General features: G+C 59.7%; 24 protein-coding genes and 1 pseudogene. 10 read left to right on the forward strand and 15 right to left on the reverse strand.

All coding sequences use genetic code 11. The features are described from left to right. Positions 1-73: 73 nt before the first annotated feature. Entirely contained in the window at positions 74-514 is a 441-nt protein-coding gene (locus P0648_RS18920; RefSeq protein WP_276248744.1) for a hypothetical protein, read from the forward strand. 21 nt (positions 515-535) lie between these two features. Here the strand turns inward: P0648_RS18920 and P0648_RS18925 are convergent, their stop codons facing one another. The 6 genes from P0648_RS18925 to P0648_RS18950 form a co-directional block, all read right to left on the reverse strand. Beyond that, positions 536-1,825, reverse strand: a complete 1,290-nt coding sequence (locus tag P0648_RS18925) for an ArgE/DapE family deacylase (RefSeq protein ID WP_276248745.1) — start codon at positions 1,823-1,825, stop codon at positions 536-538. Between the two features lie 78 nt (positions 1,826-1,903). Beyond that, a complete protein-coding gene (locus tag P0648_RS18930; protein WP_276248746.1) occupies positions 1,904-2,896 on the reverse strand; it encodes a branched-chain amino acid ABC transporter permease in 993 nt (330 codons plus the stop codon). Continuing rightward, complete coding sequence (locus P0648_RS18935) at positions 2,893-3,768, reverse strand: branched-chain amino acid ABC transporter permease (RefSeq protein WP_276248747.1); 876 nt, start codon at positions 3,766-3,768, stop codon at positions 2,893-2,895. Before P0648_RS18935 ends, P0648_RS18930 begins: the two co-directional genes overlap by 4 nt. A 45-nt stretch (positions 3,769-3,813) precedes the next feature. Next, positions 3,814-4,533: an ABC transporter ATP-binding protein gene (locus P0648_RS18940; protein WP_276248748.1), complete on the reverse strand. Its 720-nt coding sequence runs from the start codon at positions 4,531-4,533 to the stop codon at positions 3,814-3,816. Between the two features lies 1 nt (position 4,534). After that, positions 4,535-5,245, reverse strand: a complete 711-nt coding sequence (locus P0648_RS18945) for an ABC transporter ATP-binding protein (RefSeq protein WP_276248749.1) — start codon at positions 5,243-5,245, stop codon at positions 4,535-4,537. A gap of 50 nt (positions 5,246-5,295) precedes the next feature. Next, positions 5,296-6,588, reverse strand: coding sequence for an ABC transporter substrate-binding protein (locus tag P0648_RS18950; protein WP_277506434.1), 1,293 nt, complete (start codon positions 6,586-6,588; stop codon positions 5,296-5,298). A gap of 318 nt (positions 6,589-6,906) precedes the next feature. Here P0648_RS18950 and P0648_RS18955 point away from each other — a divergent pair, with 318 nt between their 5' ends. After that, positions 6,907-7,410, forward strand: a complete 504-nt coding sequence (locus P0648_RS18955; RefSeq protein ID WP_276248751.1) for an Lrp/AsnC family transcriptional regulator — start codon at positions 6,907-6,909, stop codon at positions 7,408-7,410. A gap of 238 nt (positions 7,411-7,648) precedes the next feature. Further along, positions 7,649-7,867: a hypothetical protein gene (locus P0648_RS18960; RefSeq protein WP_276248752.1), complete on the forward strand. Its 219-nt coding sequence runs from the start codon at positions 7,649-7,651 to the stop codon at positions 7,865-7,867. 118 nt (positions 7,868-7,985) lie between these two features. On the opposite strand, the gene P0648_RS18965 is transcribed toward P0648_RS18960, so the two are convergent. Then, positions 7,986-9,260, reverse strand: coding sequence for an orc1/cdc6 family replication initiation protein (locus P0648_RS18965; protein WP_277506436.1), 1,275 nt, complete (start codon positions 9,258-9,260; stop codon positions 7,986-7,988). Positions 9,261-10,892: 1,632 nt separating this feature from the next. On the opposite strand from P0648_RS18965, the gene P0648_RS18970 reads away from it, so the two are divergent. Then, complete coding sequence (locus P0648_RS18970) at positions 10,893-12,062, forward strand: mandelate racemase/muconate lactonizing enzyme family protein (protein ID WP_277506437.1); 1,170 nt, start codon at positions 10,893-10,895, stop codon at positions 12,060-12,062. Positions 12,063-12,225: 163 nt separating this feature from the next. Here P0648_RS18970 and P0648_RS18975 read toward each other — a convergent pair whose 3' ends face one another. Next, the gene (locus P0648_RS18975; protein ID WP_277506438.1) at positions 12,226-12,576 is read right to left on the reverse strand and encodes a DUF6788 family protein; all 351 of its coding nucleotides are present in this window, start codon (positions 12,574-12,576) and stop codon (positions 12,226-12,228) included. A 490-nt stretch (positions 12,577-13,066) separates the two neighbouring features. On the opposite strand from P0648_RS18975, the gene P0648_RS18980 reads away from it, so the two are divergent. After that, positions 13,067-13,861 (forward strand): ParA family protein, encoded by a 795-nt coding sequence (locus P0648_RS18980; protein WP_276248756.1) that lies wholly within the window; start codon positions 13,067-13,069, stop codon positions 13,859-13,861. After that, positions 13,858-14,247, forward strand: a complete 390-nt coding sequence (locus P0648_RS18985) for a hypothetical protein (protein WP_277506439.1) — start codon at positions 13,858-13,860, stop codon at positions 14,245-14,247. The genes P0648_RS18980 and P0648_RS18985 overlap by 4 nt, the downstream gene beginning before the upstream one ends. Positions 14,248-14,295: 48 nt before the next feature. Here the strand turns inward: P0648_RS18985 and P0648_RS18990 are convergent, their stop codons facing one another. Continuing rightward, positions 14,296-15,930, reverse strand: coding sequence for an alkaline phosphatase family protein (locus P0648_RS18990; protein ID WP_277506440.1), 1,635 nt, complete (start codon positions 15,928-15,930; stop codon positions 14,296-14,298). Between the two features lie 322 nt (positions 15,931-16,252). On the opposite strand from P0648_RS18990, the gene P0648_RS18995 reads away from it, so the two are divergent. Beyond that, entirely contained in the window at positions 16,253-17,458 is a 1,206-nt protein-coding gene (locus P0648_RS18995; protein WP_276248759.1) for an aminotransferase class V-fold PLP-dependent enzyme, read from the forward strand. Between the two features lie 386 nt (positions 17,459-17,844). Here the strand turns inward: P0648_RS18995 and P0648_RS19000 are convergent, their stop codons facing one another. Beyond that, positions 17,845-18,546, reverse strand: coding sequence for a PIG-L deacetylase family protein (locus P0648_RS19000; RefSeq protein ID WP_276248760.1), 702 nt, complete (start codon positions 18,544-18,546; stop codon positions 17,845-17,847). 100 nt (positions 18,547-18,646) lie between these two features. On the opposite strand from P0648_RS19000, the gene P0648_RS19005 reads away from it, so the two are divergent. Continuing rightward, positions 18,647-19,615: a mannonate dehydratase gene (locus P0648_RS19005; protein ID WP_276249005.1), complete on the forward strand. Its 969-nt coding sequence runs from the start codon at positions 18,647-18,649 to the stop codon at positions 19,613-19,615. Positions 19,616-19,653: 38 nt separating this feature from the next. On the opposite strand, the gene P0648_RS19010 is transcribed toward P0648_RS19005, so the two are convergent. The 3 genes from P0648_RS19010 to P0648_RS19020 form a co-directional block, all read right to left on the reverse strand. Beyond that, entirely contained in the window at positions 19,654-20,388 is a 735-nt protein-coding gene (locus P0648_RS19010) for a fumarylacetoacetate hydrolase family protein (RefSeq protein ID WP_277506442.1), read from the reverse strand. Between the two features lie 67 nt (positions 20,389-20,455). Next, complete coding sequence (locus P0648_RS19015) at positions 20,456-21,310, reverse strand: metallophosphoesterase (protein ID WP_276248762.1); 855 nt, start codon at positions 21,308-21,310, stop codon at positions 20,456-20,458. Positions 21,311-21,312: 2 nt separating this feature from the next. After that, on the reverse strand, positions 21,313-21,918 hold the full coding sequence (locus P0648_RS19020) for a hypothetical protein (protein ID WP_276248763.1): 606 nt from the start codon (positions 21,916-21,918) through the stop codon (positions 21,313-21,315). 92 nt (positions 21,919-22,010) lie between these two features. Here P0648_RS19020 and P0648_RS19025 point away from each other — a divergent pair, with 92 nt between their 5' ends. Together P0648_RS19025 and P0648_RS19030 are read left to right on the forward strand one after the other, a co-directional pair. After that, positions 22,011-22,439 carry a hypothetical protein gene (locus tag P0648_RS19025; RefSeq protein ID WP_277506444.1) on the forward strand — a complete coding sequence of 143 codons (429 nt, stop codon included), beginning with the start codon at positions 22,011-22,013 and terminating at the stop codon, positions 22,437-22,439. A gap of 75 nt (positions 22,440-22,514) precedes the next feature. Further along, positions 22,515-22,736 carry a hypothetical protein gene (locus P0648_RS19030; protein WP_276248765.1) on the forward strand — a complete coding sequence of 74 codons (222 nt, stop codon included), beginning with the start codon at positions 22,515-22,517 and terminating at the stop codon, positions 22,734-22,736. Positions 22,737-22,757: 21 nt separating this feature from the next. Here P0648_RS19030 and P0648_RS19035 read toward each other — a convergent pair. Next, positions 22,758-24,928 (reverse strand): annotated as a pseudogene (locus P0648_RS19035) (ABC transporter ATP-binding protein). A 79-nt stretch (positions 24,929-25,007) separates the two neighbouring features. After that, positions 25,008-25,853 (reverse strand): GNAT family N-acetyltransferase, encoded by an 846-nt coding sequence (locus P0648_RS19040; protein WP_276248766.1) that lies wholly within the window; start codon positions 25,851-25,853, stop codon positions 25,008-25,010. Positions 25,854-25,863 lie beyond the last annotated feature (10 nt).

Consider the following 25,863-nt stretch of genomic DNA (forward strand, 5'->3'; position numbering starts at 1 on the left):
CGCTTCGGTCACATCATATCACGTGAAGTACACGTACGGAAGTGTCTTATCCTCGGGTGACATCTACCAACTAATGAATTTCGACGAGCGCTTCGGGCAGTTACTCACACACGGTGACAGAGACCAGGCCCAGACGCTCGCGAAAGCTATTCTCAGAAACGAACCGGTCGTCGCGGTGAAGGTAACGGACAGTGAAGTCCACGTCGAGACGCCGTCGTTTCGCGGGACGCACGCGGTGTCGGTTGACAACTTCGGGAAGGTCACCATCCACCAGCAGGGCGCGTATCGCTACAAGAGCGAGCGCATCGACCTGTCGTTCAAGACGCTGACGATGAACGAAAAAGCCTACGAGCAAGCACAGGCCCACCTCACCGAGGAAGACGAGGAGTCGACGGCCGAACCTGAAACACAGGTCACGGACGAAGCGGCGAGTGCGGCCGCCGACAAACAGGAGTTGAAAGAAGACGGGTCAGGCGTCGAATCGACCGTCGATTACCTGAAGCAGTTTCTCTAACGCGACGAGGTGCCGAGGCGGTCAGTTCTCTACGCCGCAGTAGTCCATCGCCAGCCCGGCGATGGTCTTCGCGGTTTCGATGAGTGCCGGCACCGTCGTGTGCTCGTCCGCGCCGTGGAGATTCCAGCCCTGCGGCCCAACCGAGACGGCGGGAACGTCGTAGTAGAGCGCGTAGAATCGCTCGTCGAGCGCGGCGTTCCCGCCGACGAACGACCCGGTTCGCCCGGTCACTTCCTCTGCATTGTCGAGCGCGAGCTGTGCAATCGCTTCGTCCGGGGAAATCTCGTGGGGCATCGCCTGCCAGCCGAACCACGTGATTTCCGGTGGGTGCTCGGCGAGGAACTCGTGGTCCGCCGCGGCCTCCGCGATGGTCTCCTCGATTTGCTGGCGCACGTCCTCGCGAGTCTCACCGGGCGGCCACCCGACGCGGCCTTTGAGGATGGCCTTCGACGGGAGCGTCGAGGGCCAGTCGCCCGATTCGATCATGCCGACGTTGATGTTCGTCACGTTTCCTTCGAGCGACGGGTCGGCGCGATAGGCCGGTTCGTAGTCGATGTTCGCCTTGCGGCGACTGTCGAGGTCCTCGAGCGCCTCGTAGATCGGAATCGCGTTGCCGATAGCGTTTACGCCCTCGTGACCCCACGCCGCGTGGACGCTCTTGCCGGGGACGTTTACTTCGAAGTACATCACGCCGGCGCTCGCGATACCGATGTTCGGAACGTTGAACGGTTCGGCGATGGCCGCGGCGTCCGGGACGTAGCCACGTTCTAGCACGGAGAGCGCCCCGCCGACGCCGCCGTCTTCTTCCTCGATAGTGCTCTGGAAGATGAGGTCGCCGCCCAGTTCGACGCCTTCCTCGCGGAGCGCGCGAATCGCGAGCAGAATCGCCGCGAGGCCACCTTTCATGTCGGCGACGCCGCGACCGTAGAGCGTTTCGTCTTCCTGGGTGAGCGCCCACGGGTCGCGCTCCCACTCGCTCTCGGTAACGTCGACGACGTCCATGTGGCCCCCGAGCGTGAGCGTGGGGCCGTCGCCGCCCTCGATTCGGGTGGCGACGTTCTCTCTGCCCTCGTAGCCGACCGCGTCGTACGACGAGGTTTCGAAGTAGCCTTCGTGGCCTTCCAAGTCGGCAGCCGATGGTTCCCAGACGTCAGGTTCGAGGCCCAGCGCTTCGAGTTCCTCGATGACGACCTGCTGGCCGGGGGTTTCGTCGCCGGTCACGGTCGGGGTGGAGACGAGACTCGACACGAGGTCGAGCAGGTGTTCTTCGTTCGATTCGATTCGGTTCCAAACGGCCTGTTTGTCGGTCATTGTACGTCGAAAGTTGGGTTAGGGTGAAACGGAGTTAGTTCGCCGAGGGCGGCGGGCGGTGCTGCAAGCTGCGACTCCCTACCGGTCTACCAACTCCTTGAGCCGCGACTTGAGGTTGAGCGTGCTTTCTGCGATGCCGTCGGGGAAATATAGGGTCACGATGACGAGCATCGCACCCCAGATGATGAGTCGAATTTCCCCGAGACCGCGGAGGACCTCCGCGAGGCCAAACACTGCGAGGCCGCCGAACACCGCACCGCCGAGGGTGCGGGGGCCGCCGATGATGCCCATCGCCATGATTTCGATCATCTGCGTGAGTTCGAGCACTGGCGGCGACATGATGAGAATCGTGTACGCCTGCAACGCCCCGGCGATGCCTGCGATACCGGAACCGATGACGAAGCCCGTGAGCTTGTACCGAGAGACGTTGTTCCCGAGCATCTGGGCCGCGTCCTCGGATTCACGTATCGCCCGTGCGACCAGCCCGAAGCGGTTGACGAGCAAACCGTACTGGAGCAACATGAACGCCGCCACCGTCACGAGCACGAAGTAGTACATCACGAGGCGGTCGCCGCCGAACAACGCCGGGAAGCCCGAGTAGCCGGTCGGCCCGCCGGTCACGTCGCGGAAGATGATGGTTCCACGGTAGATAATCTCCGCGTACGCGAGCGTCACCATTCCCACGTAGGCACCCTGCAGGCGCAACACGGGGTAGGCGATGGGCAGGCAAAACACGACGGCGGCCAGCCCACCCACGAAGATAGTGAGCAACGGCGGAACGCCGAGTTCGCCCGCGAGCAACACGGCGGCGTAGGCGCCGACCCCGTAGAGGGCCGCGTGAGCGAACGTGAAGATGCCGAAGTAGCCCGCGATGAAAATCCAGCTACCGACGAGCAACACGACGATGAACAACTGCATGAATATCTCGAGCGCGTAGCTCGTGAGAATCGCCGGGGCGAGCAACGAAAGGGTCGCCCCCGCGAGGAAGAGTTTTCCGTTGCGGGTTTTCGCGTCCTCGCGAAGCCGACGACCGACGCGACCGAGGGTCACGCGGAGCGAGTCGCCGTTCATGCTTCGAGCCACCCCCCGATGCCGTCAGGAGCGACGACGAGCACGGCGACCATGATGACGAACAGGACGACCATGGCCGTCTCGCTCGCCACCCAGATGGTGGTGATACTGCGGATGACTGCGAGCGCGAGCGCCGCGACGAGCGTCCCTCTGACGCTGCCCAATCCGCCGACCATCACGACGATGAACGCGAGCAGGAACGGGCTCCAGCCCACGGAGGGGTAGATGGTGTAGAGCGGTGCGAGCAACACGCCGGCGAGCCCGGCGAGTGCTGCACTGCCGCCAAACGTGAACGCGTAGACGCGCTCGGGGCGAACGCCCATCAATAGCGCCGTGTCGCTGTCCTGGGAGACGGCCCGGACCGCGAGGCCAAGTTTCGTGTAGAAGATGACGGCGAACAGCGCACCGAGCGCCGTGACCGAAATCAGGAAGATGAGCAGGCGCTGGGCACTTATCGTGATGCCGCCGACGTTCCAGACGGCGTCGAGCAACTGCGGGAACGTCCGGCGCTGTGAGCCGAGGCCGACGAGCAGCGTGTTCTCGACGAAAATGGCGAGACCGAGCGTGATGACCATCGAGGCGATGTCGAACTCCTCGCGGCCCCTGAGCGGTTCGACGAAGACGGACTCGATGAGCCAGCCGACGACGAACACTACGACGGTCGCGAGGACGATGGCGACTACGAGGTTGCCCGTCCACTGGAGGCCGAAGAAGCCGACGTAGCCGCCAATCATGAACAGCGCGCCGTGTGCGAAGTTGAGAACGCGGGCGACCCCCCAGATGAGGGTGAGACCCACGGCGATGAGCGCGAGTTGGCCGCCGAACAGGAGGCCGTTTACCACCTGCTGGGCGACGAGGCTCCCACTAACCACGGTGTGGCCCTCCGCGTCCGCCTGGGGTATCCGTGCAGTGCTCGCTCATCCGTGGCGTTCTCCGATGTACATATCCATGATTTCGTCTTCGCCGCGCAGTTCTTCGGTCGCGCCCTCGAAGACGCACGTCCCCTGGTCTAACACGTAGACGTACTCCGCGATGTCGAGCACCTTGCGGACGTTCTGCTCGATGATGACCATGTTCCGACCTCGGTCTTTGAGACGTTCGATCTCCTCGAAGACGTTCGCCACGAGGTCGGGGGCGAGTCCCGCGCTTGGTTCGTCTAACAGGAGAATGTCGGGGTCTGCCATCAGCGACCGCCCGAAGGCGACCATCATCTGCTGGCCCCCGCTCATCTGGCCCGCACGCTGGGATTTTCGCTCTTCTAACACCGGGAACATCTCGTAGACGTCCTCGAACCGCTGGGCGAGTACGTCGCTGTCGTCCGTGAGAAAGCCACCCATCCGCAGGTTCTCTTCGACCGTCATGTCGGGAAAGACGTTGCCCCCCTGGGGGAGCAGGACTGCACCCTGTTCGATGACGGTCCGCGGGTGGGCACCGGTTACGTCGGTTCCCTGAATCGAGAGGCTCCCGCTCCAGACGTCGACGAGTCCGCAGATGGTCTTGAGGAGCGTCGATTTCCCCGAGCCGTTCGGGCCGATGATGCAGTTTACGCGGTCGGGTTCCACGTCGAGGGTGACGCCGTGGAGCACCTGATTCTCGCCGTAGCCCGCGTCCACGTTGTCGAGAGAGATGAGTGACATTTCACGCACCCCCGAGGTACGCTTCGCGGACGCGCTCGTCCGCCTGGATCTCGTCGAACGTCCCGGACATCACCTTGTGGCCGGCGTTCATCACGATGACGCGTTCGCAGAGTTCTCTGATGACGGTCATGTCGTGTTCGATGACGACGAGTGCCGTCCCTCGGTCGTTGATGCGTTGGATGTCGGCCATGATGTCGTCCATGAGCGCCGGATTGACGCCCGCCGCGGGTTCGTCTAACAGAATCAGGTCGGGTTCGAGCATCAACACGCGTGCGAGTTCGAGCAGTTTCTTCTGCCCACCGCTGAGTGCATCCGCCCGATTCTCGACGACTGCATCGAGGTTGAGTTCCGAGAGCAGTTCGCGAGCGCGTGCTTCCTGTTCAGCCGGACCCACGGGGACGTTCGGGACGAGCATGTTCTCGAAGACCGAAAGCCGGCCAAACGGCTTCGAAATCTGGAACGTGCGACCGATGCCGCGACTCGAAAGGTCGTGGGGTTTGCCTTTGGTCACGTCGTCGCCATCGAAGCGAATCGTGCCGCTCGTCGGCGACAGAAACCCCGTGATGAGGTTGAGCGTCGTGGATTTCCCCGCCCCGTTGGGCCCGATAAGGCCGACGAGTTCCCCATCGTGTATCTCGATGTTGAGGTCGTCTACGGCGGTGATACCGCCGAACGACTTGGTGAGGTTCGCCGTAGAGAGCAGGCTACTCACGGCGGCGACCCCCTCGCTGGTTCGTAGGCAGTTCGTGTGAAGCCATTAGTTCAGTAGAGACTCTCGTCGAACTCGTCTGCGGCGATTTCTTCCGGCCAGACGAAGTTCAGTTCGCCGTCGACGACCTGGTAGCCGAGTGCGGACTGCGTTTCCGTCGAACCCCACGCAGCCTGGTGGTTGTCCTGGAAGTCGATGTACCCGGTGCCGCCCTTGATGGGGTCGTGGTCGATGACGGTGCTCGCCCACTCGTCGATGCTCGCGTTACGGAACGCCTCGAGGCTGTCGAAGGCTTTCGCGTACTCCGCGATGACCAGCACGTTCTGGAAGGAGAGCGCGGCACTGCCGGTGAACTGCATGTCGTACTGCTCGTCCCATGCAGAGAGCGCGCCGCGTTCTTCGAGCAGTTTGTCGACTCGACCGGCGTTCATCAGGGTAATTGCGCCGTCCGCCGCACTGCCGGCCGTCTCCCGGGCTTCGTCGATGGTGAGCCCGTAGTTGTGGAAGAAGTGCGTCTCCTCGAATCCAGTCTCTGCGAACTGCTTGGCCAGATTGCCCGACCCCGACGACGACGTCTGGACGCCCCAGACGATGTCCGGGTCGTTGTCCTTGATGCGAGAGAGCAGGGACGTGAAGTTCGTCTCATCGAGGCCCACTTCGTCTTCGGAGATGACCTCCCAGCCAATTTCAGCCATCTGTTCTTCCATCAGGTCCATGATGGACAGGCCGTAGGAGGTGTCCTCGCCGATGAGCGCGATGCGTTTTTTCTCGTACGGGAAGTAGCCGACTTCCTGTTCCTGAAGCTGCGAGATGAGCTGTTTCCAGCCGACTGCGTACGCCTCGGACGGCGGTGCCGTCTTGAACGCGTTCCACAGTTCGTTTTCGTTGATCTTCTCGACGATGGCGCTCGACACCGATTCGTCGATAATCTGAGGGACCTCGTGTTGGTTCGTCACCTCGACGGTGGTCAACGCGACGTCGCTGTGGAAGCCCCCGCCGACGATGTCGACGCCTTCTTCCTGGATGAGGCGGTTGACCTCGTTGCGTCCACTTGCCGGTTTCGACTCGGAGTCACCGAACGCGAGTTCGATGTCCTCGCCGTGGACGCCGCCGTCTTCATTGATTAAGTCTGCGGCCAACTTCGCTGCGTTCTGTTTCTGTTCACCGATGTTCGACGCGGGACCGGAGAATGGCCCGTAAAACCCGATTTTGAGCCCGCCGCTGCCACCGTCTCCGCCACCGAGTCCCCGAACACACCCTGCAAGTGACGCTGCCGCGATACCTGCACCCGTTGCCCGAAGGAACGCCCGCCGATTGCGTCCCCGATTATTGTTATCTCTTACCATAGTCGGAAATCAAACACCAGGTATTTAAGTTTTTTGAGAATGTTGGCCCACATTCAAAATCACTTAAACTTTCGAGATATAATCCAAAATAATCGTTTGGCGATGGACAATAGGTAAATAGCCAGAGTGTGAGGTGTTATCAAACATGGTGACTACCGATACCGAGCAGGATTCCTGCTTGGTCGACTGTGCTGTCATTAAATGGACTGCTTTGCAACGTGGCGTCGCCTCGGTGAGGGATGGGCTCTCAGTCCCCGACGGAACGCTAGTAATGGAGGGCGGTCAGCGCGTCGCCGCCGAGCGCGGGGGTCTGTGAGGATGGATGAGCGAGACATCGAGATTCTGAAGGTCCTGTTCGAACTCGGCGACCCGAGTCCGAAACAGATTGCCGCAGAGACGGGCGTTCCGAAATCGACGGTTCACTACCGACTTGGGAAGCTCCGGGAGGCTGGCATCCTGAAAAACGACCTCTACGACGTCGATTTGACGGAGGCGGGTCTCGGTATCACCGTCATCACCGAAGTGATGGCCGAGTACGAGGAGGATTATCAGAAAACCACCGGCGAAAAACTCGCGGCCATCGAGGGCGTCTCCGGCGTCTACTTCACGATGGGCGACACGGACTTCGTCGTTATCGCTCACCTGCCAAACAGCCAGTTCGTCAGTCGGCTGATTAACTCCTACGAAGCCGTCGACGGCGTGAGTCGAACGAGTTCGAAGTTCGTCATCACCACCATCAAAAACGAACCGAATCCCTTCAACAACTACAGCCTCGACACGCTTCAGAGCGTCGACCTCTCCACGTCGGGCGCATTCGACTGACGACCAAAGATTTTATTACATGTCTGTCTGTGGATTAATTTGCCCTGAATTCCGGTCTCCCGTTTTCTATCCCGTTTTTGTCCTGGGTCCAACATCCCAGTACGTGGGTTCAACATCCCAGTACGCAGTACGTTTAGAACGGTGGTTCTCTCATATTTCGAGTTGTCGGCGGCTGTTTACAGAACGGGATGCAATAGCAAGCTGATAGTTTGGATGGTTTTTTCAGTTTGTACAGTTTGTGAAGCTTGGAGAGTATGGCTGGTTTGTTTGTTCGACCATCGTTCGTTGGGCCGAGGATGTCGCACGGGCCGTCGCCCTGAAAACAGCGGAAATGGTGGTGTTCAGCCACGTGATTGCAGAACCGGCTCTCGAGGATGGGGTTGCACCGTTCACCCCGTCGCCAGCAGAAGATAGCGAATTTGGTTTGGACGTTTTGGATAGGTTTGAATCTGAGTGACAGGGTCGCTCAGATTGTAGCCCCGAGGGTTACTGTCTGCTCTCCTGGCGGGAAAACAGCGGAAATAGTGGTGTCGATTCGCACGTGGGAACGGCTATCGACGGCGTCCCGGAGCGTGTTACTTCCGAACGGCTTCGTCGAGCGTTGGCTGATGGTACCGCTTGATACTCTCGTGGGTACCAACGAACTCGATGGTATCGGTGAGCGCAGAGAGCACCACCTGCAGGTCCTGTTTCAGCGAGTGTTCACGATACTTCCCGCCCGACATCCCCTCGTTCTTCTCGATCGAGGTGACGATTCCGAGCATCGAGAGGTCGGCGAGGTGGTCGCGCATCCGACGGCTGGTGAGCGGTTCCGTCGAAATTTGGTCACAAAGCTGTTCGTAGCGCGGGCGTATCTGACGCGACCGAACTGGGGTTTCGTCCTCTGCGTCGAGCGAAGCAAGCGCATAGAGAATGAGTCGTGCGTGCTGGGTGAGTTCCGAGACGCCGTCGACGATACGGTCGCGTTCTAATTTCTCGCGGGCGTCTTTGACGTGTTGGACGGTGATTTTCTCCGCTCCATCTTTTCGAGCGAGGTCCCCGGCTTCGAGCAAGAGGTCGAGGGCCTGGCGAGCGTCACCCGCGTCCTGTGCACCGTAGGCCGCACAGAGTGGAATGACGTCGTCTGAGAGAACGTCCGGGTGGAAGGCGACTTTTTCGCGCTGACGGAGCACTGACTGGAGTTCGTTCGCGTCGTACGGCGGGAAAGAGACTTCCTTCTCACAGAGCGACGACCGGACCTTCGCAGAGAGCGAATCACGGAACGACAGGTCGTTGCTGATACCGATGATGCCGATGCGCGAGTTCGTGAGGTACCCGTTACTTCGCGCGCGCGGAATCTGGTATAAGATTGAGTTGTCTCTGATGTGGTCTACCTCGTCTAAGACGAGCAAGATGGTTCCACCGAGGCTGTCGAGTTCGTCCCAGAGGTACGAGTACACCTGCGCCTGCGGATAGCCAGTGTTGCTGATGTGGTTCGCCGGGTCGCGAAGCGTGTTCACGAGTCGGACGGCGACCTGGTAACTCGAATTGAGCCCGTCGCAATTGACCTCGATGACGTTGAGCGTGACGTCCTCGTATCGCTCGACGTCGTTTCTGAGCTGTGAGAGGAGAAATCGGGTTGCCGCAGTCTTTCCGACCCCACTTTTCCCGTACAGGAAGATGTTCGACGGTGCTTCGCCGTTGATGACCGGTTGCAGCGCAGCGTGGAATTCCTCGAGTTCTTCGTCACGACCGACCAGCTCTTCGGGTGTGTACTCCTCAAGCAGCGCGTCACGGTTTTTGTAGAGGGAATCGTCCCGCTCGAAGCTGAAGGATGTCACGTTGCCATACTGTTCGATAACAGCGTACATAAAACTATGGCGTCCGTTGTTTCCGCTGTCGGATTCGTTTATATATGGAGGAGGACCAGCGTTTCCGAAGTCATTGTTTATTTATAAACTCACTCCCCACCGTTTCCGCTGTTTGATTTCCACAGGACGCGAATGTGTACTCAGACCAGCCGGATGGTTCGAGCCGGATTTTTCGAGCGTAACTCTGTGAAGCAACACCACAATTTCCGTTGTTTCATCGAGTCAGCGTCCTGTATTTTCACGCGAATTGATTGAATCAACCGCTCGGTCGACGAAGGCTGTTCGAGGAGTGGAGCGCAAAAATTGATGGATCGACAATCCCGTCTTACCAAACATTCGAACGTCAATATTCTCATCTGTTTGGTAAGACGCTCGGTCGACAACTGGAGGCTGAAAGACCTCCAGGACAGTTGCTCGGTGTGTGAACATCGAAATACAGGACAATCACGAGTGGGAGAGGGTTCAGGATACGGTATGAGGGAGCGTGCAGGATAGCGAATGGGAGATGTGTGAGTGTGGAATCGAGGATAAGCGAGGTTCAATTGGAATTGGTGAAGTTTGGTTGAGGTTGGAGAGGTTGGGTTGAGGTTGGAGAGGTTGGGGTGAAGTTGGATGGATTTGACCGGTATTGCCATGGTAATCCAACGCTCGAAAACAACGGAAATGGTGGTGTCGGATTGTTCGGAGCGGAGTACGATGGGCTGTCGTGGTCGAGAACGGTGGCTAGGTAACCTGGAATATGGAGTCGAACCAGAGAAACAACTGAAGTAGCGTGAAAAATGAAACAAGGAAGGAATTAGCACCGGACAAAGCGAGTTAGACGGGAGGAGGGAACGTGTACACCGCCGTTTCCGCTGTTTCGTTTGATTGGTTTTTTATAAGGTGTTGTGGGAGTGGTGTTTCCGATGTTTGTTTTAATATAAAGACCCTCCCACCCCACTATTTCCGCTGTTATCTTGGAGAAGGGAGAGGGGGTTGTGAGCGGGGACCTTTCTAAGAGCGATAGTTTTATAACACAAAACATCCAACCACAACCGTGGTAGGGAACTAACAACTAATTTAATTAATAAATTAGTTGTGTGTTTAGTAAGTTAGGCTAGACACTAGCTAGGGTTCGTCTAGTTGGCTAGTGATGTTCGATCAGCTGTTGGGGATTTCTTTTCCGTGCCGTCTCGTTTCACCTCTCGATCTTCCGTCTTCAGTCCCCTTCCTCTTCCCACCCACTCTCTCACAAAAAGACAGCGGAAATAGTGGGGTGGGAGGGTCTCCCACCACCACAATCCCGAGTCCGTTCCTCAGTCTCGACAGAAACAGCGGAAATAGTGGTGTGAGTGGGTCAAATTTGCATCATTCCTGTCTCGGATTTCTACACCATCTTTCAGTATAGTCTCTTGATTTGTTCGGTAAACTCCACACCACTGTTTCCGTTGTCTTTCGTGCGTCAGACACCGGTGTTTCCGTTGTTTCGTATTCTGGTTTTCCATCCCATCACTCTCTGTTCTCGTACGCTGTCACCGTACAACTCCTGTCGCCCGGAACTCCGTCTGTTTGCGGGGACCTTCACTACCAGCAAGGAGGGTGGAATGTGCATACAATAATGGGCCACGACCTCATCCATGTTAATTGTGTACAATGAGCACGATCCAGTCCGTAGAAACGAGACATTGCAACGCCGGCTGGCGCAACTATCACTTCGTTCGGGTAACCACCACAGAGGGGGTGGTGGGGTGGAGTGAATACGACGAGAATCTGGGTGCCACGGGTATCACCACGATAATCGAGGACATGGCCGACGTGGTTGTCGGCAAATCGGTGATGGCAATCGAGCGCATCCGAGCGAAGCTCATCCCTCGAGTGCGACAATCCTATACCGGCGTCGGGGCGATGGCGCTTGGCGCGATTGAGAACGCGCTCTTAGACGCGAAGGCGAAAGAACTCGGTGTCCCCTGTGTAGACCTGCTGGGTGGGGCGGTTCGCGACGAAATTCCGGTTTATTGGTCGCACTGTGGAACGTACCGCATCAACTATCCAGAGTATTATGACCCGGTAGAGAGCCTCGAGGACGTGCGAGCACTCGGTGAGGAGGTGCGCGACAGTCAGTTCACGGCACTGAAGACGAACATCTTCGACTTCCGTGGCGACGAACCCCAGGGGTGGCGACCCGGATTCGGTGGGCCGTTCCATCCGTCGCTGACCATCGAGGCCGACCAATTGGCAGCCCAGAGAGATTACCTCGAAGCGCTCCACGAGGGTGCCGGTCCCGACGTGGACATCCTTCTCGACCTCAACTACAACATGAAACCAGAGGGCTACATCCGGCTGCTCCGGGAACTCGCCGACTTCGACTTGTTCTGGGTCGAAATCGATATGCCGGATGCGAAGGCGCTCGCTGACGTCCGGCGGGCGAGTCCACATCCCATCAGTTCCTGTGAGGCACTGGTCCCTCACGAGTCGTTCGTGTCGTTCTTCCGGGAGCAGTCGATGGACGTGGTCATCATCGACGCACTTTGGAACGGGATTCAGCAATCCACGAAAATTGCATCGATGGCCGACGCTCACCAGTATCACGTCGCACCCCACAACTACTACGGCCATCTCGCGACGTTCATGAACGCGCACCTCGCGGCCGCCATCCCCAATCTTAGAATCATGGAAACCGATATCGACCGCCTCCCTTGGGACGTTGACCTGTTCACCACCGCACCGACGTATCGCGACGGGAAGCTACAGCTTTCGACCGAACCAGGGTGGGGCTGTGAACCAGACGAGTCCGCGCTGGAGGAACACCCACCAGGTGCCTGAACCTTTACCACTACTGAACCTCTATCCCTGCCCGAACCTCAACTTATCGCGACCAATCCAAAAACTGTTCTTCCACACCCGCTCCACACTTCATATCTCGACATATGGTTTATCAAACGACCAGGCGCTGTCTTGCACACAGCCAACACCACTGTTTCCGCTGTTATTCCGAAGAAACTGGCCCTCTGTAGTCCCAATGGAGCGAATCTCCGCGTCTCGTGACGACGTACTTGTACGGACCGTGAAGGTGACCGCGCGTACAGCGACATCTCGACTTTCCGCAGGTGACTTTCTTGATGACGACCGTCCCGCTTTGCTCCTGAGAAACCTCGACTAACTCATCGTCCGCAGCGTCCAACTGTGTCGTCTCGGTGACGGGCTTGGCTGCAAGCCACCCGATTCGGGCCTCACAGTACTCGACAATCTTTTCGAGAGAGTTGCGATCCTGGCGGTCGAGTCCCTCGCGGATGTAGGTCGGAATCTCCTCAGGTGCGTCTGGTGGTTCGTCCGCCATCTTACCTAACATTTCGAATCGACAGCCCATCATTGTTTGGTAAGATACGATATGCCCACTGGAACCATCCCTACCGTATTCGGCTCGACCACTGAGAAAATCTGGACCGTACAACGCGTCTGAGAAGGAAAAAATCGCTCGCACAGTCGAGGCGTATCAAACGCCCAATCTCGCTTTGTTCGCTTGGCTGGTTGGGTTGGCTTGGGCGGCTGAACTTTGCAGGATGTGCAACTTCGATGTACTGTCTCGTCCTTTTCGAATAGTTTGCTCAGTTTGTATTGTTTGTCCCGCTTGGATAGTTTGTATGTCTGTGATAGCTTAGGCACTCTCATATCTGGAACCAGACTTTCGGCACTCGGTCCTCGAATCATTTCGCCGTACTCCCCACTCTTAGACGCTCAAAATGGGTTTTTCGCCATGTTTGTGAGTTTGGGGCAGCGCCTTCCGTCTGACATACCTTTATATCATTTGGATATACAAACCAGTTTGTATGAGCAACCCGGCCAAACTCTGCGTCTCAAATCAAAAAGGCGGTGTGGGCAAGACGACCGTGGCTATCAACGTCGCGGGCGCGCTGAACCACCGCGGCCACGACGTCCTGTTCGTGGACTTAGACCCACAGGGGAACGCGACCGAGAATCTCGGCCTGATGGAGGCTTACGAGGACGAACCACCGACGCTCTTCGACTGCCTCACTAACCCAGAACAGCGCGAGGTCATCAACGACATCATCCGCGAGCACCCGGAGATGGACGTCATCCCGTCGAACATCGACATGACGGCCGCAGAGCCGGAGCTCACCCTGTCGCGACGAAGTGGCGAGCAGTTAGACCTCCTGCTCGAGGCCGTAGAGGAGGACTACGACTACATCATCGTCGACTGCCCGCCGAACCTCGGCAACCTGATGGACAACGCCCTCTACGCCACGCAGAACGTCCTCATCCCGGCGCTCGCAGAGTCCACGAGCAAGCGGGCGTTCGAACTCCTGTTCGACCACGTCGAAGCGCTCGAACTCGACTACGAAATCGACATCGTCGAACGCGGCGTCGTCATCAACCGCATCGACGTGCGCAAGAACCAGGCAAACGAGATGGTCGAGTGGATCAACGCCGCGTTCCCGGACATCCCGGTTTACGAGGTCCGCGAGCGGGCAGACGTCCAGAAGGCGCTCGAATCCGGTGTCTCGCTCATCGAGTACAACCCTGAGAGCGACATGTTCGACGCATTCCTCGCCGTCGCAGAGGGTCTCGACGAAGAGTATGGCTTCGTGGAGGTCAAAGCATGAGCGATGACAGCCGGGCGAACCGACTCAGGACGCGGCGCAGAGCGGCCAAAGACCGAGTTCAGACGGTCGAACCGGACGAAGAGGGCGAAACGGACGACGCCGCAAATCAGTCCGAACCGGCCGAACCGTCAAAACCGGACGAGACGGCTGTCCCCGAACAGAGTTCGGTGAAGGAAGAACAGGTTGGGACCTACATGTACCTTCCAGAGAGTCAGAAGAAGGAACTCGAACGGGTGTACACAGTAGCGAAGGCGCAGTACGAATACGAGTTCGATGCGGACTTCGAGAAGAACCGCCATTTCTTCCCGCTGCTTATCCAGTATGGCATCGAGACGCTCGATGGGGCGTCTGCGGCAGATATCAAGGCGCTGCTCGAAGACCTCTAAATCGGCTCGAAGAATTCTACCGCCTGTTCGAAAAACGTTGAGATCGGCTCACTGCATGTAGCCGAGGTCAGCCAACCGCTCTTCTACGTCGGCTTCCTCCTGGTCGCTCACCGCGGCTTCGGCCTGTTCGTCGTACTCCGGATACGTCTCCGAACCGACGTCGGGGACGACGGGAATTACGGTGCCGTCCATTCGGTCGCTGTAGGGGACGCCCAGCGCGGACATGATGGTCGGAGCCACGTCGAAGAGGTGGGCCCGGGCGGGCATGGCGTCGACGTCGATTCCCGCACCTTTCGCGGCGACGATACCGTCCATCTTGTGATTCCACGGTTCGGTCGGCGGAGCGAAGTAGTCTCCGAGCAACTGGGCGGACAGGAAATGACCCATGTCGTTCGGAATCGTCACGATGTCGGGGGCGTTGTCCGCGTTCTTCCCGTGGAAGTACTTCTCTCGGGGCGCGACTTCGCCGAAGACAGGTTCGTCGTCTGGGGTTCTGACCGCACTGAGTTTCTCGATTAACTCGTCGCGCACCTCGTCGTAGTTTTCCTGTGGGACGACGCCGGCTGGGTCCCTGCCTTCCAGGTTGATGCGGACGCCAAGTTCGGTGCGAGCGCGCATGTATGCGGTCGATTTCGGGAAGTCGACCTGTTCGTTCGCGGTCCGGGCGACGTTCTTCGGGGCGTACTGTTTTGCGATTTCCGCGAGGCCGACCTTTTCAAGGCCGGCACGAATCTTCGAGGCGGTGAGGCCGAATCTCGCGACGGTCGCCGCGGCGCGTTCAAGGGTGTTTGGCTCCCACGTCCGGGTGTCTTTGCCAGAGCGCAGTTCCTCCTGAATCGGATTCCACGACGGCATCCCCTTGCCGCCCTTCCGCGATTTCACATAGCCCTCGTCGCGTAGGAACTCGTTTACGCGGAACTCGTACTTGTCGTAGGGACCCATCCCGTGGTCGCTCGCGATGAACACGGTGTTCGGGTCACACGCCTCGAGAACCTTGCCAATCTGGCGGTCGGTCTCCTCGTAGACGGTTCGGACCTTGTCCCAGTCGCCTTCGAATTCGTGGAAGACGGTGTCCGGTTTCTGGAACTGGACGAAGCCAAAGTCGGGTTCGTGCTTGTCTGCGAGGTAGCGAAACGCCTCGCCGCGCATCCGGACGAGCGAAGTGTACTCTTCCATCTTCTGCGCGTCGCTAAAGGTAGAATCGTCGCGCGCGTAGGATGGATAGACTTTGTACTCGCCGATGGCGTCTCGCACCTCGTCGAGCAGTCCCTCTGGGTGACACTTCGGGTTCTCTGGCCCGATGAAACCGGGAATGAGCGCTCCGTCGAATTCCTCTGGCGGGTGGGTCACCGGAACGTTGACCACGACGCTGCTCTTTTCGTGCTGGTCGAGGAGCGACCAGAGTGACAGCTCTTCTACATCTGTTCCGCTGACCACGCGGAAGTCGTAACCGTCGTAGGTGACGAAGCCACAGACGCCGTGCTTTCCGGGGTTGACGCCGGTGTACATCGACGGCCAGGCGCTCGGAGTCCAGGGTGGAATCTGTGATTCGAGCGGTGCTGCGGCCCCTTCCTCACAGATAGATTGTATGTTCGGAATGACGTCATCCTCGTACAACCGCTCGAATACGGGGAGACATCCAGCATCGATACCGATCAACAGGACATCTACGTTGCCCGTCATCAGTTCCCACCGAGAATATGTCTCAAAACAGACGTTTTTCCGCCGCCCCTCTGGCGGAAAGCCCTTCCCAGTTTTTCGACGCGTTCCATATCCATTGGAGTTCAGTACTGATTCTACTTATTTTACTATGGTATGCATAAGTCCAGTGGCCGTCGCCGCAATATGCTGGTTTGGCGAATGAGGCGGCACCGGTTGCCGGTTCGGACTGATACATTTGTGAACTGTCCCGTGGGCTCGTAGACACCACCACTCATTGATGGTCGGGATCGCCCACGACCCCCGAACTTATCGGGACCGCCCGTGACCGTAAGATGTGAACTCCATGTCAGGAACTTCTATCTACGACGACCTCGGCGTCCCCCGTGTCGTAAACGCCACTGGCACGAAAACGCGCATCGGCGGCAGCCGAATTCGCCCGGAGGCGGTTGAGGCGATGGCCCGTGCCGCCGAAGACTTCGTTCGCATCTCGGATTTGCAAGCCCGGGCGAGCACGCTCATCCAGGAGTGTACGAATGCGGAGGCGGGATACGTCGCGAGCGGCGCGTCTGCGGCGATGTTGCTCGGCGCGGCGGCCTGTATCGCAGGCGACGACCTCGGCGTCATGGCCCAGCTCCCGGACACGACGGGTGTTGCCGACGAAATCGTGATGCCGCGCACCCATCGAACCGGCTACGACCACGCGCTCCGGGCTGCTGGGGCGACCATCGTGGACGTCGGGACGAACGACCACTACCTGGGGACGGGGGCTGCGAATACCGAACCGTGGGAAATCGAAGCCGCCATCGGTGAGGACACTGCTGCGGTCGCCTACGTCCAGAAGGAGTACACCACGCCAGACCTCGAAACGGTGGTCGAAATCGCTCACGACCACGATGTGCCGGTCATCGTGGACGCAGCGGCCGAACTCCCGCCAAAGCGCAACCTCTCGCGGTTCGTCGACCTCGGGGCGGACCTGGTCGTCTTCAGTGGGGGGAAGGCGATTCGCGGCCCGCAGTCGACAGGCATCCTCGCTGGTCGGGCAGCCCTCATCGAATCGGCTGCCCTCCAACACCTGGACATGCATGCCGCAGCCGAAGTCTGGGAACCGCCAACTGACTTGATAAACCGTATGAAACTATACGGAGTCCCACGCCAGGGAATCGGGCGCTCGCTCAAAGTTGGGAAGGAGGAACTCGTCGGACTCATTCGGGCGCTAGAGCTGTTCATGGAGGAGGACACGGCCGAACTCCAACGGGAGTGGAACGCCCGCATCGACATCTTCACCGAGACCCTCGACACCCTCGACGGTGTTACCTACGAGGTGACTGGCGGGCAGAAAGTGGCCGTCGCCCCCGAAATTCTCGTTACTGTCGATGCCTCGAGTGCGGAAACGGACGCCACAGACCTTGTAAGCGCGCTCCGTCGTGAAACGCCGCGAATTTTCGTCGGCGCTGACTCCCTTGCCGATGCGGCCTTCACCATCAATCCGATGTGTCTCACGGACGAGGAGGCCGAATACGTCGCAGACCGCCTCTCTCACCACCTCTGAGAGTCAATCTGGCGACGCACACCGACGCATTCGATTCCGGTCGCGCGAGGACTGCCCTCTCGGGGTGGTGACCATCCGGTTTGACACCCCGAAGGTTCTCACTGCCATGGACCCTTCACTACCTTCGAGAATTGTGCTATTAATACACTCCTCTCGTGTTTTCACATCAATTCTCGAACCAGGCAAGAGTGACACACTACCTGCATGTTAAATAATTTTCATTCGCTTCTGTTCTCGATTCTTCGAAAAATCTCCATCATGTCTAAGTTTGGTTCAACGTCAACACGACGAAAACTGGTCTCTCACGTTCTCCTCATTTTCTGAACTGACAATCAGGCCGTGTCAACAACGACAACTCTGTTGTGTGTTGTTGGCCATATTCTATGCTACTCGCCGAGGAACTGTCTGGCCGATTTGTGCAGCGACGAGAACCCCTCTGCGTACCCCGCGCCGTGAACGCGGCCAAAGGTCCGTGCACTTGCCCGTGTGTCCTCTACGAGCCCCTCGAACTCGGCGTCGATGCCACCGTGGGCGGCGAGCCACTCGACCTGCGATTCGTGCTCGAGAATCGCCTCTTCCTTCTGGGATTGAAACTCGGTGATGTCCACGGCGACGTCGGGTTCGAACGACGAGGTTGGCTTGCCGAAGTAGTAGACGTTGTCCGGTTCCCACGGGTCGTGGTCCGTCTCGACCAATGGTAACGCCGCCATGTAGTAGGCGTCGGTGACGAGGCGCGACGTCGCGCGGTGGTCTGGGTGCATGTCGTCGCGAAAGTGGGTGAGGACGAGGTCCGGGCGGTGCTCGCGAATCGTCTCGACCATGCGAAGTCGATTTTCGAGCGAGTAGGTCACCCGCCCGTCTTCGAATCCGAGGAAGGTTGCGCTTGCGCCGAGCGTCTCCGCGGCTGCGAGCGCCTCTGCTTCGCGCGTTTCCGCAACTTCAGCCTCCGTCGTGTCGAACCCGCCGTACTCTCCTCGCGTCATGTAGGCGATGGTAACCTCGTCGCCGCGGGCGGCGTGTTTCGCGAGGGTTCCTCCACAGAAGATGTCCGCATCGTCTGGATGCGCAACTATCGCTAACAGGTGCATGCGTTTGTATCACCCAACGGCGTATTAAGCGTTGTTCCGCCTCGCTCGCCGAAACAATAATCTACCACACTCCCGTCGGTGTCAGTGGAGTTGAAGGAATATCAAGACAGCACTGGCGCTTCCAGCGAAGCGTGACGAGCGGTGGGACCTCGCCGCAGAAATCGGCGTCGAACAGGCAGTCATCCATCCCTACATGAGTCAGGTCGAAAACGGACGACGCGGCGACACGCCGTGGGAGTTCGACGACCTCCTCCGGCTGAAAAATTCGTTCGAGGAGACCGGCCTCGACGTGGGCGTCATCGAGGCGGGGACGCCGCTCACGGACACGACGCGGCTCGGCCTCGACGGGCGCGACGAGGAAATCGACCGCTTCTGTGAGTTCGTCGAGACGATGGGGCAACTCGACATTCCCATTCTCTGTTACAGTTGGATGACCCACTTCTGGTGGCTTCGCACGACGACGACCTTCCCGACCCGCGGGGGGTCGTGGACCACCGCCTACGATCACGAACAGATGCAACGTGGCCCGCCGGTTCCCTACGACGGCGTCACCGAGGAGGACCTCTGGGAGAACCTCGAATACTTCCTCGAACGTGCCGTCCCCGTCGCGGAGGACGCGGGCGTGCGTCTCTCGATGCACCCCGACGACCCGCCGCTCAGCCCTGTCCGTGGGATGCCCCGCATCATGACGAGCGTCGAGGCGTACGACCGCATGCTCGACATCTACCCGAGCGAGGCGAACAGCGTGAACTTCTGTCAGGGGAACTTCGTCGCCATGGGCGCGGACATCCCAGAGACGATTCGCCACTTCGGCGACGACATCTCGTTCGTCCACTTCCGCGACATCAAGGGCGACGCAGAGACCCTCGTCGAGGTCTGGCAGGACGACGGCCCGACGAACATGCACGCGGCGATGGAGGCCTACCGCGACATCGGATTCGACGGCCCAGCTCGTCCGGACCACGTCCCAACGATGTCCGGTGAAAAGAACGAGTCCGCTGGCTACGAGTCGAAGGGTCGGCTGTTCGCCATCGGCTACATGAAAGGCTTGATCGAAGCGACGTACTGACCGGGTACAATCGTCCCCGTACGTCCGCTTTCGACCGTTCAGTTCTGGGATTCGACGTAGTTCGTGAGCGTGCCGACGCCCTCGAACTCGACTTCGACCACGTCACCGTCTGCGAGCGGGCCGGGGCCAAACGGCGTCCCTGTCGCGATGACGTCGCCGGGTTCGAGCGTGATGAGTTTGGTTATCTCCGCGATGAGTTCCGGGACGGTGAAGATGAGCATGTCGCGGGTCGTCTCCTGTTTCACTTCACCGTTCTGTCGCAACTGGAGGCGGGCGTCCGCGGGCACCTCGTCGGGCGTGGCGAGCACCGGCCCCATCGGCAGCGAGGAATCGAACGCCTTCCCGCGCACCCAGTTTTGCTCCGCCCGCTGGTCGTCGCGATTCGAGATGTCGTTTACGCAGGTAAAGCCCCGCACGTAGTCCATCGCCTCGTCTTCGCTCACGGCCTTGCACTGTTTGTCGATGACGACGGCGAACTCCGCCTCGAAGTGAACCGTCTCCTTGCCGGGCGGCAGTTCGACGCCGTCCTCGTGGCCGGCGACGGTGTTCGGCCCCTTGAGGAAGAAGTCAGGGCGCGCTGGCATATCGCGGCCACTCTCGTCGCGGTGGTCCTGATAGCCGCCTGCCTGACAGACGATTTTCGTCGGTTCACAGGGGGGCAGAATGTCTACCGACTCGGGGTCGTACTCTCTGCTCGCGGTTCGAATGCCGTGGTCGGTCCACTCGCCAGTCCGAACGTGACCGGTGTGGTCACGAAATCTCACTGTTCGCATCTCAACTGAGTATCACGTAGGACGGTCAATACTCTTTGGGTGGGCTGGAAAAATTCGCGTGGCCGAATTACCAGCTCGTCTCGGTCAGGATGCCTTCCTCGTCCGCGCCGACGTCGTAGTACCAGACCTCGGCGGTTCGGTTCTCGGTATCGACGTTCATCCAGCGCACGTCGCCGCCGTAATCGGCTTCCTCGGACATGTGGCTCAGGTGGCGTGCGAGGACGAATTCGATGCCGTTTTCGACCTTGCTCCCGCGGCCGTGGTCGTAGTAGTAGTGGCCGGTGTTGACAAGCACGGTGTTGCCCCGGGCGAGCACGCTCTGGACCGCCTGGTAGTTGAGGACGAAGAAGTACGGCTTCGATTTCGTCTCCCAGTTGTCGTCCAGTTCGGTGTGCTTACACAGCGGCGCGTGGCAGAACACGAACGTCGGAATCTCGGGGTCTTCGTCCATGAGCCGTTCGAGCATGGAGATTTGCGGGGCCGTCACGAAGTTCTGAATCTCCGTGAGTGGGTGGTAGCCCTCGTGGGGGTTGGAATCGAGGAAGACGTATCGCGCCCCATCCGCCTCGAAGTGGAACCAGAGCGGGAACTCGTCTTCGGGGAAGTGTTTTCGGTAGGCGCTCATCGGTCGCTCGTTGTTCCCGCGGATGACGTAGTAGTCGCTCTCCAGTTTGTCGTCCAACAGTTCCTTCGCCCGCCCGAACTCACTGGGGTAGAAGGCGTCGTCGGGGTCGCCGTGCCACTCGCCCCACTCGGTCTCTTCCTCCCATGGCGAGAGCAGTCGCAGGTCGCCACCGGCAAGCGTCCAGTCGACGCCCACCTCGTTCAGTTTCTCGATGGCGGCGTGTTGGACGCGCTCGTCTTCGTACTCGTACCGCCCGATACAGATGTGCAGGTCGTAGAGGAGGCCAATCGTCTGCATCGTCACTCACTCCAGAGGTGGACGCCGGTTCCCTGGTCGAGGTAGCCGATTCCGTCCTCGACCTTCGCCGAGAGGACGTACCCGCCGTACATCTCGCGGCCGATGAACGAGTGCTCTCTGTAATCGCGGCGATCCGGCGTGAACTCCACCATCGGCGTCATGAACGGTTCGTCCGCGACGTTCGTGAGCGTAATCGTCGTCTCGTACTCGTCGCCTTCGAGGTGGAGCGGTTCGAGTCGCAGCGAGAGCGTCCCTCCACCTTCGACCCGCGCTCGCCCCCTGACACCGGCGTAAATCTTGGTGTACTCGATGGGGCCGAGAAAGTGATTCACCGTGAGGTTGCGCTGGAGTTGCACCCACGACGATTCTGTAACCTCCCAATCGACGTTCCCCGGTTCGGTCTGCCCCGGCGCGGGGCCGAGGGGCCAGGAGGTGATGAGTTCCGGACCGCCGTGTCGGGGCTGGTAATCCCGGGAGAGCAACCCGCTCTCTGATTGTGGGACCGGGTCGCGCCGGGCGACCAATCGGTTGGCAGAACTCTTCGGGTCCTGGCGCGCTCGCCGGTCGGCGCGCTCAGGCTGCGTGTCACTAACAGGACCATCTCGCATGGGTGAGAATCATGTGCCGTGGTAGTAAGTGTTACTCCGTCCAACCTTCCGCGATGCGAACCGTTACAAACTGCTGCTGAGAACGCGGTGATATGGCCCCCTCCCGACTCACGCGCCGGACGCTGCTCGCCGCCGGGTCGCTCGCCTGCACGGCAGGTTGTCTCGGTAGCCTGACCACCAGTTCGCAGGGCGCGACGCTCGGCGAACTGCACGTCCAGAACATGGACGACGAGGCCCACGACTACCGCCTCGTCGTCGAGCGCGACGACGAGCAGGTCGCCACCGAATCGTTAACGCTCGATGCAGAGACGAAGCAGGTTGTCGAACCCGCCTGGTCCGCAGACCCGGCGACGTACGTCGTCAGCGTTTCAACCGGCGACGCGACTTTGACGGCAGACTACACCGGGGACGACGCTCACGAAGCTGGCTGTACAATCGTATTCGTCACGACCGCGCCCGACGGCGAGACGGGCATCGCGTCGGGTTCCTCGACCGAGGGTCCGGGTGCGTGTCCACAATAGACGGTCGTTTTTCACAACGGTGTTCACGCATCCGACACGCCAACGTTTAACTCGGGATGCCCCGACTGGTGGGACATGCGCGAGGAATTCTGGGATTTCGTCTGTGGGAATCCTGCGCTCTGGCAGGTTGCCTTCACGATAAGCGTCGTCTTACTCGTCTTGCTTGCCGTCTCGCTCGCCCTCGTCGAACCCGACTCTGCGAGTTACTACGTAAGCATGCTGAACGTCGCGCTCGTCGTGCCGCTGGTGGCGGTGTCGGGCTACATGCTGCGCCGGTGTCGAAGTCGCGAATTCTGACCGCGTTCGAAACGCCCGCCCTCAATCGGACTGCGTTTCTGCGGGCGCGTCGAGTTCCGTCTCCGCTGGGAGTGGTTCGCTATTCCAGTACTCGTGGTCATCTTCGACCCGGAAGCACGCCGCCTGCTGGTTCGGCGCGTCGGGGCTGTCGCTGAGCGCCGGCGACTGGCGGGTGCAAATCTCCCGCGCTTCCGGACACCGCGTGTGGAACCGACAGCCACTCGGCGGGTTCACCGGGTCAGGAATGTCGATTTTCCGCATCGGCAGCTCGCCCGTGGCGACGTTGTCCGGGTCGAGCGTCGGCGAAGCCCACCGCAGCGCCTTGGTGTACGGGTGTTGTGGGTTGTTCAGAATTTGTTCGGGCGGCCCGATCTCGACGAGTCGCCCGAGGTACATGATGCCGATGCGCCCGCCGGCTTTCTCCACGATGTAGCGGGCGTTCGAGAGGTCGTGGGCGATGAACAGGAACGACGTGTTGAAGTGGTGTTGGAGGTCGAGCATGAGGTTCATCATGTCCACCCGGAGGGACACGTCGAGCGCTGAGACGGCCTCGTCCGCGAGAATCACGTCGGGATTCATGAGCAGTGCTCGGATGAGTGCGACGCGCTGTTTCTCCCCGCCCGAGAGCTGGTGTGGGTAGCGGTTCGCGTAGTCCTGTGGCGGGCTCATGCCGACGGTTTCGAGCATCCCGAGGATGCGCACTTCACGGTCCTCGTGGTTCAGGTCCCGGTGCCACCGCTTCAGCGGTTCTTCGAGACTTTTCTTGACCTTTCGGTAGGGGTTGAGCGAACTTCCCGGGTCCTGATGGACGATTTGCAGGGCTCTGCGGATGTCCACGTGCGGAATCTCCACGTCGCCCGTGCGGTCTTTGGCCTGCCAGACGTCCTGGCCGCGATATTTGACCGCCCCGCCGGTCGGGCGCTGAAGCCCAATCGCCGTCTTCCCGAGCGTGGTTTTCCCACAGCCGGATTCGCCGACGAGCGCGACCACGTCCTCCTCGTAAATGTCCAGTGAGACGCCATCGACGGCCTTCACCGTCGCCGGGTCGGAGAACGCGCTCAGGAAGCCGCGTTCTTTCTCGAAGTGGACTTCGACGTCTTCGAGCGAGAGGACAGGTTGGTCGGTGCTCATTTGCTTCCCTCCGGATTCGCTGCAAGACTCAGTGGAATCTCTTCGCGTGCTTCCTCCCAGTAGAAGCAGGTGGCGACGTGGTCAGAAGTCACCGACTGGTACGACGGGTTCTGTTCGCGGCACTTCGCGGTTGCGAGTTCACACCGCGGGTTGTACGAACACCCGACGGGGACGTTTACCGGGTCCGGACTCGACCCCTCGATGGCGCGCATCTGGTCGATTGGCGCGTCGAGATTCGGCGTCGAATTCAGCAGCGCACGCGTGTAGGGGTGGGCCGCGTTACGGACGATATCGTCGGTCGGTCCGGCTTCACAGAACTCGAAGGCGTACATCACCGCGAGACGGTCCGCGAGTTCTGCGACCAACGGCAGGTCGTGGGTGATGAAGATGATGGTCAATTCGTACTTCTGCTGGACTTCCTGGAGCAGTTTCAGAATCGACCGCTGCATGAGCAGGTCGAGGGCGGCGGTGGGTTCGTCCATCACCAGCACCTCGGGGTCGAGGACGAGACTCAGGGCGATGAGAGTTCGCTGTTGCATCCCACCCGAGAGTTCGTGGGGATACGAATCGAGGACGCGCTCCGGGTCGAGATAGAGGTCAGCGAGCAGGTCGTGGGCCCGCTCCATCCCCTCGCTCTGGTCTGCGTTGTGGGCTTTGAGCGTCTCTTTGAAGTGCGCCCGAATGCTGATGGTGGGGTTGAACGAACTCATCGCCCCCTGGAACACCATCGAGACTTGTTCCCAGCGGAACTTCTTCAGCTCTTTCGGGGAGAAGTTGAGCACGTCAATCGGGTCGCCGGATTCGGGGTAGTACGTAATTTCGCCGGTCAGCACGCCGGGTTCGACGACGGCGTCTAACAGGGCGGCGGCGAACATCGATTTTCCCGATCCCGACTCGCCGACGATGCCGAGGATTTCCTCTCTGTGGATGTCGAACGAGACGTCGTCCAGAACTTTGGATTTGCCGCGGTCCATATCGAACGAGACGCTCGCGTTGCGCACTTCGAGGATTGTGTCTCGCGTGCGGTCGTGTGTCGCGTGGGTTTGGTCATTCAGATTCATGGGCAGTAGGTGCGGGGAGTGAGTTCGTGATGATACGGAAATTCAACCGGGATTGTATATAGGTTTTCACCCGACACGGTTACCCCCACTCCACGCCAGCCACCGCACGAACGTCGCCGTCTGCGAGCAGCGACTGGTCTGATTCATAGGTCATCCGGGAGAACTCCCGTATTGGGGCGAGTCCGTGGGCATCGAGTCGGGACCGAATCGTGGCTTCGGGAAGCGTATCGATGATGATTCGCGGGTCCGCGAGAATCGACGTGACCTGATTCAACAGCGCAGAGAAGGAATCTGCGTCCGGTGCGACGACGGGACCGACCTGCGGATGGACCTTGCCGGGGCGAAGAATGGCGTAGGCGGCCAACTCACCCGGTTGGTCGTACACGCCGATTCCCGAGACGCCGATTCCAGAGAGCAGCGAGGAGAGCAGTGCGCTGCGGTCGATACCGAGGTGTTCCTCGTCGAGTTCGTAGAGGTCTGCAATCTGTGCCGGTGAGAGGATCGTCGCGTCGTGGGGGGTCTCTACCGTCCCCAGGTTGCCGTGCCAGCGTTCGATTGTGGCGGTCTCTCGAAAGCCAAACTGCCGGAACACATCTGCACCCGCGTCGTTCGTGTCGAGACCGATGCTGTTGGTCCCGCTATCGAGGGCGTGTTCGAGGCCGCGTTCGAATAGCGCCGTGCCGTAGCCGTTCGCCTGGTGGGATTCGTCAACCAGAACCATCCCAATCCAACTGAGTTCGTCGGCGTAGGTGACGACGCAGGTCGTACCGACCAATTCCCCGTCCGTCCGCCCACAGAAACATCCATCGGGGGAGAGCGCCAACAATCGTTCCCAGTCCGTTTGTACCTGATTCCAGCCAGCACTCGCAGAGAGCCGATGGCTGGCCTGAATATCGGCGCTCCGAAGCCTGGTAATCTCTAACATAGGTTCACTT

The organism is Haladaptatus sp. DYSN1 (genome assembly GCF_029489995.1).
Lineage (GTDB): Archaea > Halobacteriota > Halobacteria > Halobacteriales > Halococcaceae > QDMS2.

Bases quoted from the DNA above. Each gene is read 5' to 3' on its own strand.
- P0648_RS19030 (WP_276248765.1), top strand. From the start codon at position 22,515: ATGCGCGAGGAATTCTGGGATTTCGTCTGTGGGAATCCTGCGCTCTGG.
- P0648_RS18940 (WP_276248748.1), bottom strand. From the start codon at position 4,533: ATGTCACTCATCTCTCTCGACAACGTGGACGCGGGCTACGGCGAGAAT.
- P0648_RS18930 (WP_276248746.1), bottom strand. From the start codon at position 2,896: ATGAACGGCGACTCGCTCCGCGTGACCCTCGGTCGCGTCGGTCGTCGG.
- P0648_RS18955 (WP_276248751.1), top strand. From the start codon at position 6,907: ATGGATGAGCGAGACATCGAGATTCTGAAGGTCCTGTTCGAACTCGGC.
- P0648_RS19040 (WP_276248766.1), bottom strand. From the start codon at position 25,853: ATGTTAGAGATTACCAGGCTTCGGAGCGCCGATATTCAGGCCAGCCAT.
- P0648_RS18975 (WP_277506438.1), bottom strand. From the start codon at position 12,576: ATGGCGGACGAACCACCAGACGCACCTGAGGAGATTCCGACCTACATC.
- P0648_RS19025 (WP_277506444.1), top strand. From the start codon at position 22,011: ATGGCCCCCTCCCGACTCACGCGCCGGACGCTGCTCGCCGCCGGGTCG.
- P0648_RS19010 (WP_277506442.1), bottom strand. From the start codon at position 20,388: ATGCGAACAGTGAGATTTCGTGACCACACCGGTCACGTTCGGACTGGC.
- P0648_RS18985 (WP_277506439.1), top strand. From the start codon at position 13,858: ATGAGCGATGACAGCCGGGCGAACCGACTCAGGACGCGGCGCAGAGCG.
- P0648_RS18995 (WP_276248759.1), top strand. From the start codon at position 16,253: ATGTCAGGAACTTCTATCTACGACGACCTCGGCGTCCCCCGTGTCGTA.
- P0648_RS18925 (WP_276248745.1), bottom strand. From the start codon at position 1,825: ATGACCGACAAACAGGCCGTTTGGAACCGAATCGAATCGAACGAAGAA.
- P0648_RS19015 (WP_276248762.1), bottom strand. From the start codon at position 21,310: ATGCAGACGATTGGCCTCCTCTACGACCTGCACATCTGTATCGGGCGG.
- P0648_RS19000 (WP_276248760.1), bottom strand. From the start codon at position 18,546: ATGCACCTGTTAGCGATAGTTGCGCATCCAGACGATGCGGACATCTTC.
- P0648_RS18920 (WP_276248744.1), top strand. From the start codon at position 74: ATGAATTTCGACGAGCGCTTCGGGCAGTTACTCACACACGGTGACAGA.
- P0648_RS18965 (WP_277506436.1), bottom strand. From the start codon at position 9,260: ATGTACGCTGTTATCGAACAGTATGGCAACGTGACATCCTTCAGCTTC.
- P0648_RS18990 (WP_277506440.1), bottom strand. From the start codon at position 15,930: ATGACGGGCAACGTAGATGTCCTGTTGATCGGTATCGATGCTGGATGT.
- P0648_RS19020 (WP_276248763.1), bottom strand. From the start codon at position 21,918: ATGCGAGATGGTCCTGTTAGTGACACGCAGCCTGAGCGCGCCGACCGG.
- P0648_RS18980 (WP_276248756.1), top strand. From the start codon at position 13,067: ATGAGCAACCCGGCCAAACTCTGCGTCTCAAATCAAAAAGGCGGTGTG.
- P0648_RS18950 (WP_277506434.1), bottom strand. From the start codon at position 6,588: ATGGTAAGAGATAACAATAATCGGGGACGCAATCGGCGGGCGTTCCTT.
- P0648_RS18970 (WP_277506437.1), top strand. From the start codon at position 10,893: ATGAGCACGATCCAGTCCGTAGAAACGAGACATTGCAACGCCGGCTGG.